The 15139-nt window shown below is 74.8% G+C and carries 13 protein-coding genes and 1 riboswitch; of the genes, 10 read left to right on the plus strand and 3 right to left on the minus strand.

All coding sequences use genetic code 11. The annotated features are described in order from the left end of the window. The first annotated feature begins 32 nt into the window (after window positions 1-32). From rlmN to ABGB06_RS04340, 8 genes are all read left to right on the plus strand, one after another. On the plus strand, window positions 33-1160 hold the full coding sequence (gene rlmN, locus ABGB06_RS04305; protein ID WP_347585338.1) for a 23S rRNA (adenine(2503)-C(2))-methyltransferase RlmN: 1128 nt from the start codon (window positions 33-35) through the stop codon (window positions 1158-1160). A gap of 21 nt (window positions 1161-1181) precedes the next feature. Continuing rightward, a riboswitch (TPP riboswitch) is annotated at window positions 1182-1287 on the plus strand. Between the two features lie 34 nt (window positions 1288-1321). After that, window positions 1322-2410: a thiamine ABC transporter substrate-binding protein gene (locus ABGB06_RS04310; RefSeq protein WP_347585339.1), complete on the plus strand. Its 1089-nt coding sequence runs from the start codon at window positions 1322-1324 to the stop codon at window positions 2408-2410. Between the two features lie 113 nt (window positions 2411-2523). Beyond that, window positions 2524-4146, plus strand: coding sequence for an iron ABC transporter permease (locus tag ABGB06_RS04315; RefSeq protein WP_347585340.1), 1623 nt, complete (start codon window positions 2524-2526; stop codon window positions 4144-4146). A gap of 5 nt (window positions 4147-4151) precedes the next feature. Next, window positions 4152-5186 carry an ABC transporter ATP-binding protein gene (locus ABGB06_RS04320; protein WP_347585471.1) on the plus strand — a complete coding sequence of 345 codons (1035 nt, stop codon included), beginning with the start codon at window positions 4152-4154 and terminating at the stop codon, window positions 5184-5186. Window positions 5187-5316: 130 nt separating this feature from the next. Next, window positions 5317-6237, plus strand: a complete 921-nt coding sequence (locus ABGB06_RS04325; RefSeq protein ID WP_347585342.1) for an ATP-binding cassette domain-containing protein — start codon at window positions 5317-5319, stop codon at window positions 6235-6237. After that, entirely contained in the window at window positions 6234-7058 is an 825-nt protein-coding gene (locus ABGB06_RS04330; protein ID WP_347585343.1) for an ABC transporter permease, read from the plus strand. The genes ABGB06_RS04325 and ABGB06_RS04330 overlap by 4 nt, the downstream gene beginning before the upstream one ends. A gap of 25 nt (window positions 7059-7083) precedes the next feature. Continuing rightward, complete coding sequence (locus tag ABGB06_RS04335) at window positions 7084-8466, plus strand: histidine kinase (protein WP_347585345.1); 1383 nt, start codon at window positions 7084-7086, stop codon at window positions 8464-8466. Continuing rightward, window positions 8463-9131 (plus strand): response regulator transcription factor, encoded by a 669-nt coding sequence (locus ABGB06_RS04340; RefSeq protein ID WP_347585346.1) that lies wholly within the window; start codon window positions 8463-8465, stop codon window positions 9129-9131. The genes ABGB06_RS04335 and ABGB06_RS04340 overlap by 4 nt, the downstream gene beginning before the upstream one ends. A gap of 7 nt (window positions 9132-9138) precedes the next feature. Here the strand turns inward: ABGB06_RS04340 and ABGB06_RS04345 are convergent, their stop codons facing one another. Then, the gene (locus tag ABGB06_RS04345) at window positions 9139-9615 is read right to left on the minus strand and encodes an Lrp/AsnC family transcriptional regulator (RefSeq protein ID WP_347585347.1); all 477 of its coding nucleotides are present in this window, start codon (window positions 9613-9615) and stop codon (window positions 9139-9141) included. Between the two features lie 179 nt (window positions 9616-9794). Between ABGB06_RS04345 and ABGB06_RS04350 the strand changes: the two genes are divergently transcribed. Continuing rightward, window positions 9795-11354, plus strand: coding sequence for an aldehyde dehydrogenase family protein (locus ABGB06_RS04350; protein WP_347585349.1), 1560 nt, complete (start codon window positions 9795-9797; stop codon window positions 11352-11354). A gap of 25 nt (window positions 11355-11379) precedes the next feature. On the opposite strand, the gene ABGB06_RS04355 is transcribed toward ABGB06_RS04350, so the two are convergent. After that, complete coding sequence (locus ABGB06_RS04355; protein ID WP_347585350.1) at window positions 11380-12567, minus strand: hypothetical protein; 1188 nt, start codon at window positions 12565-12567, stop codon at window positions 11380-11382. Continuing rightward, window positions 12549-13292, minus strand: coding sequence for an ATP-binding cassette domain-containing protein (locus ABGB06_RS04360; RefSeq protein WP_347585352.1), 744 nt, complete (start codon window positions 13290-13292; stop codon window positions 12549-12551). Before ABGB06_RS04360 ends, ABGB06_RS04355 begins: the two co-directional genes overlap by 19 nt. A 316-nt stretch (window positions 13293-13608) precedes the next feature. On the opposite strand from ABGB06_RS04360, the gene ABGB06_RS04365 reads away from it, so the two are divergent. Beyond that, on the plus strand, window positions 13609-15042 hold the full coding sequence (locus ABGB06_RS04365) for a gamma-aminobutyraldehyde dehydrogenase (RefSeq protein WP_347585353.1): 1434 nt from the start codon (window positions 13609-13611) through the stop codon (window positions 15040-15042). Window positions 15043-15139: the final 97 nt, after the last annotated feature.

Consider the following 15139-nt stretch of genomic DNA (forward strand, 5'->3'; position numbering starts at 1 on the left):
CCCCGCGGCCGATCTGCGACACTGGCGTCATCATGCCTGCACCAGGAGAGCTCACCTTCGCCGCGCCGCGCGGGGCCGCGATGCCGCCGCGCCACCTCGCCGACCTCAGCCCGGCCGAGCGCCGCGAGGCGATGGTCGCGCTCGGCGAGCGGCCGTTCCGCGCCCAGCAGCTGTCGCGGCACTACTTCGCCCGGTACGCCGACGACCCGGCGGACTGGACCGACGTGCCGGCCGCCGACCGGGAGCGGCTGGCCGGCGAGCTGCTGCCCCGGCTGATGACGGTGGTGCGGCACGCCAGTTGCGACGCGGGGGCGACCCGCAAGACGCTGTGGCGGCTGCACGACGGGACGCTGGTGGAGTCGGTGCTGATGCGCTACCCGGACCGGATCACCATGTGCGTCTCCTCGCAGGCCGGCTGCGGCATGAACTGCCCGTTCTGCGCCACCGGGCAGGCGGGTCTGGACCGTAACCTCTCCACCGCCGAGATCGTCCACCAGATCGTCGACGGCATGCGCGCGCTGCGCGACGGCGAGCTGGCGGGGGAGGGGCTCCCCGACGGGGAGCCGGCCCGGCTGAGCAACGTGGTCTTCATGGGCATGGGCGAGCCGCTGGCGAACTACCGGCGGGTGGTGGGCGCCATCCGCCGGCTGACCGACCCGCAGCCGGACGGCGTCGGGCTGTCCCAGCGGGGCGTCACGGTCTCCACCGTCGGCCTGGTGCCCGCCATCCACCGGCTGGCCCGCGAGGGTCTGTCCTGCCGGCTCGCGGTCTCGCTGCACGCCCCGGACGACGAGCTGCGCGACACCCTGGTCCCGGTCAACACCCGCTGGAAGGTCCGCGAGGTGCTCGACGCGGCCTGGGCGTACGCCGACGCCTCGGGGCGCCGGATCTCCATCGAGTACGCGCTGATCAGGGACGTCAACGACCAGGCGTGGCGGGCCGATCTGCTGGGCCGGCTGCTGCGTGGGCGGGGCGCCCACGTCAACCTCATCCCGCTCAACCCCACCCCGGGCAGCAAGTGGACCGCCTCCCGGCCCGAGGACGAGCGGGCGTTCGTGGCGGGGCTGGCGGCGCACGGAATCCCGGTGACGGTGCGCGACACCCGTGGTCAGGAGATCGACGGAGCGTGCGGGCAGCTCGCGGCCTCGGCCCGTTCCTGACTGCTATCGTTGGTCCGAACATCATTCCGACAGGGGAGCGCCCGCGGCGCTGAGAGTGCGACACCGGTCGCAGACCCTCGAACCTCGCCCAGGTCATGCTGGGTAGGAAGTTCGGAACCCTCTCGTGCCGTGCCCGCGCGCCTCGTGGCGAAAGCGACTCCATGAAGCGCAGCACCCGACGGCATGTCCGCGTCACGGCCCTCGTCTCCGTCGCCCTCGTGCTCGGCTCGGGCACCCTGACCGCCTGCGGCGGTTCGGGGGACTCCGGCGACGACACCGAGGTCGTCCTGGTGACCCACGAGTCCTTCCAGGTCTCCGACGACGTGCTGGCCCGGTTCACCGACGAGACGGGCTACACCGTTCAGGTGCTGCGCGCCGGCGACGCCGGCGTCATGGTCAACCAGGCCGTGCTGAGCAAGGACTCGCCGCAGGGCGACGTGCTCTTCGGGGTGGACAACACCCTGCTCTCCCGGGCCCTGGACGAGGACGTCTTCGAGCCGTACCGGGCGAGCGGTCTGGACCGGGTGCCCGAGGCCCTCCAGGTCGACGCGGAGCAGCAGCGGGTGACGCCGGTGGACACCGGGGACATCTGCGTGAACTACGACCGCGAGTACTTCGCGGAGCACGACCTCGACCCGCCGCGGACCTTCGACGACCTGGCCGACCCCGCCTACCGCGACCTGCTGGTGGTGCAGGACCCGGCCACCTCCTCGCCGGGGCTCGGCTTCCTGCTCGCCACCGTCGCCCACTACGGCGAGGACGGCTGGCAGGACTACTGGAGCCGGCTGCGGGAGAACGGCGTGGAGGTCACCGAGGGCTGGGAGGTCGCCTACAACGAGCGCTTCTCCGGCGCCGGCGACGGCGACCGTCCGCTGGTGGTCTCCTACGCCTCGAGCCCGCCCGCCGAGGTGGTCTACGCCGACCGCCCGGAGGACGAGTGGCCGGAGCGGGCGCCGACCGGCGTGAGCACCGGCACCTGCTTCCGGCAGATCGAGTTCGCCGGGCTGCTGGCCGGCGCCGGCAATCCGGAGGGCGGCCGGGCGCTGCTGGACTTCCTGCTGACCGAGGACTTCCAGGCCGACCTGCCGCTGTCGATGTTCGTCAACCCGGTGCGCGAGGACACCCCGCTGCCCGAGGCGTTCACCCGGTACGGCGAGCGGATCGAGGACCCGGAGACCATGGCGCCCGCGGAGGTCGCCGAGCACCGCGAGCAGTGGATCGACGCGTGGACGTCCGTCGTCGTGCGCTGACCGCCGAACGGCCGGCAGGGGCCGAAGGGCCGGGAGGATCCGAACGGCCCCGGCGGCCCGGGGCGCCGGAGCGGGCCCTGCGGCGCCGGGCGGGGCTGGCCAGGCTCGCTCTGATGGCCCCGCCCGTGGCTTTCGTGGCGGTCTTCTTCTGCTATCCGGTGGTCGCGATCACCGGCCGCGGCCTGCGCGAGGGCGGCGGCTGGCGGCTGGGCCACGCCGCCGACGTGCTGACGGATCCGGACGTGCTCGGCGTGCTGTGGTTCACCGTCTGGCAGGCCGCCGCCTCCACCGCGCTCACCCTGGCCCTCGCCCTGCCCGGCGCCTACGTCTTCGCCCGCCTCGACTTCCGCGGCAAGCGGCTGCTGCACGCCGCCGTCACCGTGCCGTTCGTGCTGCCCACCGTGGTCACCGGGGCCGCGTTCCTGGCCCTGCTCGGCCGGGGCGGGCTGCTCGACGACCTGTGGGGGGTGCGCCTCGACGAGGGCGTCTGGGCCATCCTGCTGGCCCACGCCTTCTTCAACTACGCCGTCGTGGTGCGGCTGGTCGGCGGCCTGTGGGCGCAGCTCGACCCGCGCCAGGAGGAGGCCGCGCGGACCCTCGGCGCCGGCGCGTTCGCCGCCTGGCGCCGCGTCACGCTGCCGGCGCTCGTGCCCTCCGTGGCCGCCGCCGCGGCGATGGTCTTCCTCTTCACCTTCACCTCCTTCGGCACCATCCAGATCCTCGGCGGCCCCCGCACCACCACCCTGGAGGTGGAGATCTACCGGCAGACCGCGGAGCTGCTCGACCTGCCGACCGCCGCCGTGCTCACCCTGCTCCAGCTCGCCGCGGTGGCCACGCTGCTGGCCGGCCACGCCGCGCTGACGCGCCGGGCGGAGTCGGCGCTCCGCCTGGTGGACGCCGACCGGACCGCGCACCGACCCCGCGGTACGGGCGAACGGGCGCTGCTCGGCGGCGTTCTGGCGGTGCTGGCGGTGCTGCTCCTGCTGCCGCTCGCGGTGCTGGTGGAGCGCTCGCTGTCCACCCCCGAGGGCTACGGCCTCGGCAACTACCGGGCGCTGACCAGCACCGAGGGTGGCACGTTCCTGGTGGCGCCGTGGGAGGCGATCGGCAACTCGCTGCGCTTCGCCGCCGTCGCCACCCTGGTGGCGGTTGCGGTCGGCGGGCTGGCCGCCGCGGCGCTCACCCGGGTCACGGGCCCGGGCGCGGGCCGGCTGGTGCGCGGGTTCGACGCGTTGCTGATGCTGCCGCTCGGCACCTCGGCGGTCACCGTCGGCTTCGGCTTCCTCATCGCGCTCGACGAGCCGCCGCTGGACCTGCGCTCCTCCTGGATCCTGGTGCCGCTGGCCCAGGCCCTGGTAGCGGTCCCGTTCGTGGTGCGCACCATGCTGCCGGTGCTGCGCGCCATCGACCACCGGCTGCGGGAGGCCGCCGCGGTGCTCGGCGCCTCGCCGGCGCGGGCCTGGCGCGAGGTGGACCTGCCGCTGGTGTGGCGGGCGCTGCTGGTCGCGGCCGGCTTCGCGTTCGCCGTCTCGCTGGGGGAGTTCGGCGCCACCGTCTTCATCGCCCGCGCCGACGCCCCCACCCTGCCGGTCGCCGTGGCCCGGCTGCTGGGCCGGGCCGGGCAGCTCAACTACGGCCAGGCCATGGCGCTGAGCACCATCCTGATGGTGCTGTGTGCCGCCACCCTGCTGGCCCTGGAACGGATACGCCCGCCGCGGGCCGGGGAGCTGGTGTGACGACCCTGCTGGAACTGGACGGCGTCCGGGTGCGCTTCGAAGAGCCGCCGCATCTCGCGCTCGACGGGGTGGACCTGGCGGTGGCGGAGCACCGGACGGTCTGCGTGCTCGGCCCGAGCGGCAGCGGCAAGTCGACGCTGCTGCGCGCGGTCGCCGGCCTCCAGCCGCTGGCCGCGGGCGCGGTGCGGCTGGCTGGCCGCGACCAGGCGGGCGTGCCGGCCCACCGGCGCGGGGTGGGGCTGATGTTCCAGGACCACCAGCTCTTCCCGCAGCACGACGTGGGCCGCAACATCGCCTTCGGGCTGCGGGTCAGGCGCGTGCCGCGGGCCCAGGCCGAGCGGCGGGTCGCCGAACTGCTCGATCTGGTCGGGCTGCCCGGCGCCGAGCGTCGCCCGGTCGCCTCGCTCTCCGGCGGCGAGCAGCAGCGCGTCGCGCTGGCCCGTTCGCTGGCTCCGGGGCCCCGGCTGCTGATGCTCGACGAGCCGCTCGGCGCGCTCGACCGCACCCTGCGGGAGCGGTTGGTGGTGGAGCTGCGCCAGCTGTTCCGCCGGCTGGGCACGACGGTGCTCGCGGTCACCCACGACCAGGGCGAGGCGTTCGCGCTGGCCGACCGGGTGGTGGTGATGCGGGACGGGCGGATCGCCCAGGAGGGCACGCCGGCCGAGGTGTGGCGGCGCCCGGCCGACGAGTTCACCGCCCGTTTCCTCGGCTTCGGCAACGTCGCCGAGGCGGTGGTCCGCGAAGGGGGCGTCGCGGAGACGCCCTGGGGCCGGGTGCCGGTGCCGGACGGCACCCCGGCGGGACCGTGCCGGCTGCTGGTCCGCCCGTCGGGCGTCGCCCTGACCGGGCCCGAGGAGGGTACGGGTCCGCGCTGCACCGTGCGGGCCAGGACCTTCCGCGGCGACCACGTGGTGCTGCTGCTGGACCCCGAGCGCGGGCCGCGCCTGGAGGCCACCGCGCCGCTGCGTTCGGCGCCGCCGGAGGGTGCCACGGTGGGCACCGCCTTCGACCGGGACGAGGTCGTCGCGCTCCCCGGCTGATCCGCGGGCCGCGGCGTAGCACCGTGGTACTACGCGGCCGGCCAACGTCCGGCCGTGGGCGGACGAGTCGGGCGCGCGGCTCCGGTGAGGTGGACGGCGTCGAACCGTTCTCCCGAAGGCGACCGAAGAAATGATCGAAGCAGAGGCACTCACCAAGCGCTACGGCGCCAGGACGGCCGTGGACGGCCTGACCTTCACCGTCCGGCCCGGCCTGGTCACCGGCTTCCTGGGCCCGAACGGCGCGGGCAAGTCCACCACCATGCGGCTGATCCTCGGCCTGGACGCGCCGACCAGCGGCCGCGTCACCGTGCGCGGCCGGCGTTACGCCGACCATCCCGCGCCGCTCGCCGAACTCGGCAGCCTGCTGGAGGCCAAGGCCGTGCACACCGGCCGCTCGGCCGCCAAGCACCTGCTGGCCCTCGCCCACACGCACCGCATACCCCGCCGCCGGGTCGCCGAGGTCGTCGAGATGGTGGGTCTGGCCGAGGTGGCGGGGAAGCGCGTCGGCGGCTTCTCGCTCGGCATGGGGCAACGGCTCGGGCTGGCCGCCGCGCTGCTCGGCGACCCGGCCGTGGTGATGCTCGACGAGCCGGTCAACGGCCTCGACCCGGAGGGCGTGCGCTGGATCCGCGGCCTGCTCCGCGGCCTGGCCGCCGAGGGCCGCACGGTCTTCCTCTCCTCGCATCTGATGAGCGAGATGGCGCAGACCGCCGACCACCTCGTCATCATCGGCCAGGGCCGGCTGCTCGCCGACACGGGCGTCCCCGAGCTGCTGCGCGCCGCCGGCGTGGGCACGCTGCGGGTCGTCACGCCCGAGGCGGCCCGGCTGCGCCGGCTGCTGGCCGGTCCCGACGTGACGATCGCCGGGCCCGCGCCCGACACGTTGGAGATCACCGGACTCGACGCGCCGCGGGTCGGGCTGACCGCCGCCGAGCACGGCATCCCGCTCTTCGAACTCACGCCGGGCCAGACCTCGCTGGAGGACGCCTACCTGGACCTCACCCGCGACACCGTCGAGTACCAGACGAGCACCGGCGGAGGCGCCCGATGAGCACCGTCACCGCGCCGCCCGCCGCGCCGCCCCGCGACCACGCCGCGGATCCGCCCGGGTACCGGCTGACCGGCTGGGGCATCGTGCGTTCGGAGTGGACCAAGCTCTGGTCGCTGCGCTCCACCTGGATCACCCTGTCCTGCGCCGCGGCGCTCTCCGTCGGCCTCGGGATCCTCGTCGGGGCGTCGCACGAGGACAACGAGGCCCACCGGCAGGTCGATCCGGTGGGGCTGCCGGTGTTCGGGATGACCTTCGCGCAACTGGCCGTCGCCGTTCTCGGCGTCCTTGCCATGACCGGCGAGTACGGCACCGGCATGATCCGTTCCAGCATGACCGCGGTGCCCAGGCGGCTGCCCGTGCTGTGGGCCAAGACGGGCGTGCTGGCCGTGGTCGTGCTCGCGGTCTTCGTGCCCGTCGCCTTCGTCACCTTCCTCGCCGCCCAGCCGCTGCTCGCCGGCTCCGGGTTGGCCGCCTCGCTGTCCGATCCGGGCGTGGCCCGTGCCCTGCTGGGCAGCGGGGTGTTCACCGCGTACGGCGCGGTGCTGGGGCTGACCATCGGCGCGCTGATCCGCCGCACCCCGGGCGCCATCGGGGTCTACGTGGGCGTCGTGATGCTGCTGCCGGAGCTCGCCTCCCTGTTGCCCTGGGCGTGGGTGGACGACGTGGTCCGGCTGATGCCGTTCGACATCGGCGAGTCGATGGGGCTGGCCCGTCCCGAGGAGGGCGCGCTGTCCACCACGGCCGCGTATCTGGCGATCGCGGTGTGGACGACGCTGGGTCTCGGCGCCGCGGCCCTCCTGCTCAGGCGCCGGGACGTGTGACGATGCCCCCGTGCGGAGCGACGGGATGAGCACCACCACGGCCACTCCACCGCGCCGCCGGGGGCCCGGGGGCGCCCCGGGGAGGGTGTGGCACGAGTACGCGGCGTCGCCCACCCGGCCGGTGCGGGCGCTGATGGGGCGGGTACGGGCCTTCGACGCGCGGCACCCGGTCTGCTGGGACCTGGTCCCGGTGCTGCTGCTCGCCCTGGTCGCGGTGGCCGACCTCGACGACGACGGCTGGCGGGAACGGGCGAAGCTGCCGGACCTGCCGACCGCCGTGCCCTGGGTCCAGGCCGTGTCGTTCCTGCTGCCGCTGGTGTGGCGCCGCCGCTATCCGCTGGCCACGCTGGCGGCGATGGCGGTGCCCGGCGCGATCGCGCTGTGGACCGGACTGACCTCGGGAACGCCGGTCTGCGCCTACATCGCGCTGTACAGCGTGGCGTTGCGCTCCTCGGTCCCGCGGTTGGCCGGGGCGCTCGGCATGCTGGCGCTGGGGACCGTGGCCTGGGCCTGGCGTTGGCCGACGACCGACGTCGCCGAGACCTACTTCAGATCGGTGATGCTGACCCTGGTCTGCGTGCTGGCGGGCTTCGTGGTGCGGATCAGGCGCGACCACATCGAGGCGCTCATCGACCGGGCGGCCCGCCTGGAGGTGGAGCGCGACCAGCGCGAGCGGCTCGCCGCCGCCGCCGAACGGGCCCGCATCGCGCGGGAGATGCACGACATCATCGGGCACAACCTGGCGGTGATCACCGGGCTCGCGGACGGCGGCGCCTACGCCGCCCGCCGGTCTCCGGACCGGGCCGCGCAGGCCCTGGACGCCATCGGCGCGACGAGCAGACAGGCGCTCGGCGAGCTGCGGCGGCTGCTGGAGGTGCTCCGACACGAGCCGGCGGCCGGCGGCGGCGCGGAACTGGCGCCGCAGCCGGATCTAGCCGAACTGGAGCGGCTGCTCGACCGGGTGCGGGAGGCCGGCCTCGGCGTGCTCAGCTCGGTCGACGGCCGGCCCGCGCGCCCGTCCGCGGCCCTGGCGTCCGAGCTGTCCGAGGGGGAGCAGCTGACCGTCTACCGAGTGGTGCAGGAGGCGTTGACCAACACCCTGAAGTACGGCGGCCCCGACACCCGGGCCCGACTGGCGGTGGACCGGGCGCCGGACGGGGTGACCGTCACGGTGACGGACGACGGCCGCGGCGCGTCCGGGCCCGCGCCGGCCGGCGGGGACGGCACGGGCCAGGGCATCGGCGGGATGCGCGAGCGCGCGGCCGTGTACGACGGCACCCTGGAGGCGGGCCCGTTGCCGTCCGGCGGCTGGCGGGTGCGCCTGTGGCTGCCCACCGGCCGGGGCGCCGCCGTCCCCGGCCCGACGCCCCGCGTGGAACCGGAGACCCCGGGAGGGCGACCGCGGTGATCACGGTGCTGATCGCCGACGACCACGCCCTGCAGCGCCTCGGATTCCGCATGCTGCTGGAGAGTCAGGACGACCTCACGGTGGTCGGCGAGGCGTCGACCGGCGCGGAGGCGGTGCGGCAGGTGGCCGAGCTGCGTCCCGACGTGGTGCTGATGGACGTGCGGATGCCGGGACTCGACGGCATCGAGGCCACCCGACGGGTGGTCGCCACCGGCGGCCGGACCCGGGTGCTGATCCTGACGACCTTCGACCTGGACGAGTACGCGTACGCGGGGCTGCGCGCGGGCGCCAGCGGCTTCCTGGTCAAGGACGCCTCGCCCGAGGAACTGCTGTCCGGCATCCGCGCGGTGGCCAGCGGCGACGCCGTGGTGGCGCCGACCCTGACGCGCCGGCTGCTCGACCGGTACGCCCACCGTCTCCCGGCGGACGGTGCGGCCGGCGACGACCGGCCCGATCCGCGGCTGGCGCCGCTGACCGGGCGGGAACGCGAGGTGCTCACCGCGATCGGCAGGGGCTGGACGAACGCGGAGATCGCCGAACGGCTGGTCCTCGCCCCGTCCACGGTGAAGACCCACGTCGGGCGGGTGCTGGCCAAGACCGGCTCCCGGGACCGGGTCCAGGCGGTCATCCTGGCCTACCGCACCGGTCTCGTCCGCCCCGAATGAGCGGCGCTCAGGGGCGCCACTTGTAGGTCTGCTTGCGCAGCCTGAGGTAGACGAAGCTCTCCGTGGAGCGCACGCCGGGCAGGGTGCGGATCCGCTTGTTGATCATCTCCAGCAGCTGGGTGTCGTCCTCGCAGACGATCTCCACCAGCAGGTCGAAGGAACCCGCGGTGACGACCACGTAGTCCACCTCGGGCATCGCGGTCAGCGCGTCGGCCACCGGGTCCAGGTCGCCGTCGACGTTGATGCCCACCATCGCCTGCCGCAGGAGGCCCACGGTCAACGGGTCGGTGACGGCGACGATCTGCATCACGCCCTGCTCACAGAGCTTCTGCACGCGCTGCCGCACGGCGGCCTCGGAGAGGCCCACGGCCTTCCCGATGGCGGCGTAGGAACGGCGTCCGTCCTCCTGTAACTGCTCGATGATCGCGTGGGCGAGGGCGTCGAGGGCCGGGGCTCCGGCCGCCTGCTTACGGTCGCGGGGCATCCGGCCACTGTGCCGCAGCGCCCAGCGGTCGGACAAGGCCAGAACGACGGGATCCGTGGACTGACGCGAAAACAACCACGGAATCCCTTGTTGACAGAACGAACACCTGCGAGCATCGTCGTCATTCCCCCCGCGCCAGTTCGTGCCCTGCCGTCCCCCGGCTTGCCGCAGGAGAGCTCATGGACCCGCTCGACGTCGCCGAACGCTTCGCCCCCGGCGCCCAGTACCTCGCCGGGCAGTTGCGGACCGGCACCTCGGGACGGCGCCACACGGTGGTCGATCCGGCCACCGGGGAGCCGGTCTGCGGCTACGAGTTGGCCGGCGTCGAGGACGTGGAGGACGCGGTCGCCGCCGCCCGCCGCGCCCGGCCGCAGTGGGCGGCCGCGACCCCCGGCGAGCGCGCCGCGGTGCTGCAACGGCTGGCCGGGCTGCTGGCCGAGCAGGCGGACGACCTCGCGTACACGGAGTCGCTGCAGACCGGTAAACCGCTGACGTTCAGCCAGCAGTTCGACGTCGTCGACGCCCTGGACGACGTCGCCTTCGTCGCCGGCTCGGCCCGCCACCTGCCGGGCGCCGCCGCGGCCGAGTACGACGCCGTGCACACGTCCTACGTGCGCCGCGAGCCGGTCGGCGTGGTCGCGCTGCTCGCACCGTGGAACTACCCACTGCGGATGGCGGTCAGGAAGGCGCTGCCCGCGGTGGCGACCGGTAACACCGTGGTGCTGAAGCCGTCGGAGCTGACCCCGCTGACCGCGCTGATGCTGGCTCAGGCGGCCACCGCAGCGGGCCTGCCGGACGGCGTGCTCAACGTCGTCTCCGGCACCGGCGGGCAGGCGGGCGAACACCTGGTCGGCCATCCCGACGTGGCCATGGTGTCGTACACCGGCTCCGCGGACGCCGGCCGGCGGGTCGCCCGGATCGCGACCGGCGGCAGCGGCGTCGGCGTCAAGCGTCTCGACCTGGAGCTCGGCGGCAAGGCGCCGTTCCTGGTGTTCGACGACGCGGACCTGGAGGCCGCGGTGCACGGGGCGGTCGCCGCCGCCCTGGTCAACGCCGGACAGGACCGGGCCGCCGCCACCCGGGCCTACGTCCAACGCCCGCTGTTCGACGCCTTCGTGGCGGGGGTGGCGGATCTGATGGACTCGGTGCGGCTCGGCGACCCGTTCGAGGCGGGCACCGACCTCGGCCCGCTGATCAGCGTCGCGCACCGGGAGCGGGTGGCGGGCTGCGTGGACCGGATGCGGGGCGGGGCCACGGTGGTCACCGGGGGCGAGGCGCCGGACTTCGCCAGCACCGGGGCCCTGGCCAAGGGCGCCTACTACCGGCCCACGCTGCTCACCGGCGTGGCCAGGGGCGTCGAGACGCTGTGCGCCGAACTGCTGGGCCCGGTGCTGGCGGCGCTGCCCTTCGACGCCGACGAGGAGGGGCTCGCGCTGGCGAACGCCGCCCCGCCGGGGCCCGCCGCCTCGGTGTGGAGCCGGGACGTCTACCGCACCGGACGCGCCACCCGCGAGCTCATGGCGGGCCGGGTCTGGGTCAACGACCATCTGCCGACGGTCAGCGAGATGCCGCACGGCGTGCGGCGCGACCCCGGGCCGGGCGGGGACGCGGCCTCCTCCGCGTTCGAGCGGTACACCCGGCTCAAACACGTCATGTACGACACCACCGCGGCGGCCAGGAAGGGCTGGCACCGCACGGTCTTCGGCGCCGACCGGTTCGTCCGGTCCGGATCCTCCTGATCCCTTCCCCGCCCGTTCCGCCGGATCAGCCGCCCTGTGCCCAGCCGGGGGTGGGGAGCAGGATCAGCTCGGTGGCCAGCCAGGTGACCGCGCCGAAGATCGCCAGCAGCAGCGTCAGCCGCATCGCCGCCGCGCCGCGCAGCAGCGAGCGCGGCGTGCCGAGCCGGAGCAGCGCCGCCGTGGTCTCCGCGCGCGCCTCCCGGGCCTCGGCCGAGGCCGCGGCGATGGTGCCGAGCACGCTGGCCAGCACGATGCCGGCGCCGAGCACCACCAGCGGTCCGAACAGCCGGGGGCCGTCCAGCCTGAGCCCGGCGCACAGCGCCGCGGAGGCGGCGCACAGCGCGCCGAGCGGGCGGCCGAGCCGCACCGCCTCCTGTTGCAGCCCGCGACCGGCCAGCAGCCGCAGCGCGCCCGGACGCCCGGCGGCCAGCAGCCGGCCGCCCAGATGCGCCAGCCCGGGGGCGGCCAGCACCATGCCGGCCGCGATCAGCAGCCAGCCGCCGGCCACCGCGGGTGTCAGGTAGTCCAGCGCGCCCGGCAGCGGCAGCGTCGTCGCCGGGTCGTCCGAACCGTCGTAGGCGCTCACCGCCACGCCCGCGGTGGCCAGCGCCGTGCCCCAGGGCAGCCCGGCCGGGGCCGGCACCGGCGGTCCGGGCGCCGCGAGCACGCCCCGCGGCGGTGCCACCGCGGCCGGCCGCGGTTCGGGTCTGGGCCGCAGCGCCAGCGCGCTCGCGGCGGCGGCGGTCACGGGGACGATCGCGAGCAGGGTGAGCGCGGCGCCCATCGGCACCTGACGGCCCGGTGCCAGCCAGCCGGTGCCCGCCCCGTCGAAGGGCGAGCCGTGGATGTCGCCGCGCAGATGGAGGAAGACGGTCAGCGCCAGCACGCTGCCGAGCAGCGCGGCCACCGCCGTGGACACCGCCGCCAGCACCGGCACCCGGGCCGGGCCGAGGCCTGCCGCGGCCAGTCCGGAGCGGGCGCGCACCGTCGGATCGGCCCGCGCCACGGCGACCGCGAGCTGCACGGTCGCGGCCAGCGGCAGGGCGCAGGCGGCGAGCCGGAGCCCGGACTCCCCGCCGCTGCCCGGATGGTCCAGGGCGTGGCACAGCGCGGCCAGCAGCAGGAAGCTCACGCCGGCCGCGGCGCCGGCCAGCAGCAGCCGGCGGCCGAGCGCCGCCGGGTCGGAGCCACGCGCTAGGCGGAGAGCGAGCATGCGGCTGGGGCCGGTGCGCCGCTGGTGCGGCCATCGACGAGGCTGAGGGTGCGGTCGGTCAACGTTGCCACCTCCGGATCCTGGCTGGCCAGCACCACGGTGATGCCGTGGGAGCGGCCGGCGGTGGTCAGGGTGCGCAGCACCTGGGCGCGATCGGCCTGGTGCAGCGGGGCGGTCGGCTCGTCGGCGAACACCACCTCGGGCTGGTGGACCAGGGCCCGGGCGATGGCCACCCGTTGCCGCTGCGCCTGCACCAGGGCGGCGGGTCGGTGCCGGGCGCAGTCGGCCACGTCCAGCCGGCCCAACCACTCCAGCGCCGCGCGCCTGGCCACCCGGTTGCCGGCGCCGGCCAGCAGCAGCGGCAGCGCGGCGTTCTCCCAGGCGGTGAGCTCGGGCACCAGCTGCGGGCTGGCGCCCACCCAGCCGAACCGCTCACGGCGCAGCCGGTCCCTGGCCTCGGCGGTGAGGGTGTGCACCGGCACGCTGTTGAACCACACCTCGCCGCGGTCCGGGAGCAGCTGACCGGAGAGGCAGCCGAGCAGCGTCGACTTGCCGCTGCCCCGCGGGCCGGTGACGGCGAGGATCTCGCCCTGGCTGACCCCGAGGGACACCCCGAGCAGGGCGGGCGAGCCGGCGTGGGCGTGGTGCAGCCCGCGTGTCCACAGCACGTCGTTGTCGGGGTTGGCGGGTGGGACCGCCGCGGCCCGGTGGTCGGCTGAGGCCATGGTCGTCGGGTACCTCCGCTCGTGCCGACGGTTATCTGATTGTCGGGTTTCCCGTAGTTCCCATGTGAGCCAAGCTGACACAGTCGACGGGGTCGGAGCGGGGTGACTCGGCCAAACGCCGCGGAGGTTCCTTCGGACGAGGGTATGGTCCCGTCCGGACAAGGAAGATATCCGGGAAAGGCGACAATCCGTCGATGTTCTTCCCGCCGTCCCTGGTGGTGCCGGACGGATCTGTCGTCCGAGGGCCGTGCTGCGCGCGGCCTCCTGGGGCTAGGGTGGGATCTCAGGCCATTGATCAGGAAGCCGGGAGGGTGCCGTGACCACCGAGCTGCGTCGGCTGCGCAACTACATCAACGGGGAGTTCCGTGACGCCGTTGACGGACAGACCACCGAGGTGACCGACCCGGCGACGGGACGGACCTACGCCACCGCCCCGCTGTCCCGGGCGGCCGACGTGGACGCCGCCATGGAGGCCGCGCGGGCCGCCTTCCCCGGCTGGCGGGACAGCACCCCCGCCGACCGGCAGCTGGCCCTGCTGAGGATCGCGGACGCCTTCGAACGGCACGCGGACGAGCTGCTGGCCGTCGAGTGCCAGAACACCGGCAAGCCGCTGGAGCTGACCCGGCAGGAGGAGCTGCCGATGATGCTGGAGCAGATCCGGTTCTTCGCCGGCGCGGCCCGGATGCTGGAGGGCAAGGCGGCGGGCGAGTACATGGCCGGGATGACCTCCTTCGTCCGGCGGGAGCCGGTCGGGGTCTGCGCCCAGGTGGTCCCGTGGAACTACCCGATCATGATGGCGGTCTGGAAGTTCGCGCCTGCGCTGGCCGCGGGCAACACCGTGGTGCTCAAGCCGTCCGACACCACCCCCGCCTCCGCGGTCTTCGCCGCCGGGCTGCTGGGCGAGCTGCTGCCGCCCGGCGTCTTCAACGTCGTCTGCGGCGACCGGGACACCGGGCGGCTGATGGTGGAGCACCCGACGCCGGACATGGCGTCCATCACCGGTTCGGTGCGGGCCGGCATGGAGGTCGCCGCCAGCGCCGCCAAGGACCTCAAGCGGGTCCACCTGGAGCTGGGCGGCAAGGCACCCTGTCTGGTCTTCGAGGACGCCGACCTGGGCAGCGCGGTCGAGGGCATCAGGGACGCCGGCTTCTTCAACGCCGGCCAGGACTGCACGGCCGCGACCCGGGTGCTGGTCCACGACTCCGTGCACGACCGCTTCGTCGCCGAGCTGACCGAGGCCGCGGCCGGGGTGAAGACCGGCGACCCGGCGGCGCCCGACTGCTTCTACGGCCCGCTGAACAACCCGGACCAGCTGGCCAGGGTCGCCGGCTTCGTCGACCGGCTGCCCGACCACGCGACGGTGGCCACCGGCGGCCACCGGATCGGCGAGACGGGATACTTCTACGCGCCGACCGTGGTCACCGGCTGCCGGCAGGACGACGAGATCGTCCAGCGCGAGGTCTTCGGCCCGGTGATCACGGTGCAGCGGTTCTCGTCCGACGAGGAGGCGCTGACCTGGGCCAACGACGTGGAGTACGGCCTGGCGTCCTCGGTGTGGACCAGCAACCACGCCCGCGCCATGCGGCTGTCCAGGGCGCTCGACTTCGGCTGCGTCTGGATCAACACGCACATCCCGCTGGTGGGCGAGATGCCGCACGGCGGCTTCAAGAAGTCCGGGTACGGCAAGGACCTCTCGTCGTACGGCCTGGAGGACTACACCCGGGTCAAGCACGTGATGACGGCGCTCTGACCCACCGGGCCGCGCAGCCGGCGGGCCTTCCCTGAGCCGCCGGCTGCTCCCGGACTGGCGGCGTTCACGGGCGGACCTCGGGTACGGCCCGCGGGGC

The organism is Streptomyces sp. B6B3, from assembly GCF_039871525.1.
Lineage (GTDB): Bacteria > Actinomycetota > Actinomycetes > Streptomycetales > Streptomycetaceae > Streptomyces.

Excerpts from the sequence above, each read along its gene's own strand:
- ABGB06_RS04345 (WP_347585347.1), bottom strand. The coding sequence starts at position 9,615 with ATGCCCCGCGACCGTAAGCAGGCGGCCGGAGCCCCGGCCCTCGACGCC.
- ABGB06_RS04355 (WP_347585350.1), bottom strand. The coding sequence starts at position 12,567 with ATGCTCGCTCTCCGCCTAGCGCGTGGCTCCGACCCGGCGGCGCTCGGC.
- ABGB06_RS04325 (WP_347585342.1), top strand. The coding sequence starts at position 5,317 with ATGATCGAAGCAGAGGCACTCACCAAGCGCTACGGCGCCAGGACGGCC.
- ABGB06_RS04315 (WP_347585340.1), top strand. The coding sequence starts at position 2,524 with ATGGCCCCGCCCGTGGCTTTCGTGGCGGTCTTCTTCTGCTATCCGGTG.
- ABGB06_RS04330 (WP_347585343.1), top strand. The coding sequence starts at position 6,234 with ATGAGCACCGTCACCGCGCCGCCCGCCGCGCCGCCCCGCGACCACGCC.
- ABGB06_RS04335 (WP_347585345.1), top strand. The coding sequence starts at position 7,084 with ATGAGCACCACCACGGCCACTCCACCGCGCCGCCGGGGGCCCGGGGGC.
- ABGB06_RS04360 (WP_347585352.1), bottom strand. The coding sequence starts at position 13,292 with ATGGCCTCAGCCGACCACCGGGCCGCGGCGGTCCCACCCGCCAACCCC.
- rlmN (WP_347585338.1), top strand. The coding sequence starts at position 33 with ATGCCTGCACCAGGAGAGCTCACCTTCGCCGCGCCGCGCGGGGCCGCG.
- ABGB06_RS04350 (WP_347585349.1), top strand. The coding sequence starts at position 9,795 with ATGGACCCGCTCGACGTCGCCGAACGCTTCGCCCCCGGCGCCCAGTAC.
- ABGB06_RS04310 (WP_347585339.1), top strand. The coding sequence starts at position 1,322 with ATGAAGCGCAGCACCCGACGGCATGTCCGCGTCACGGCCCTCGTCTCC.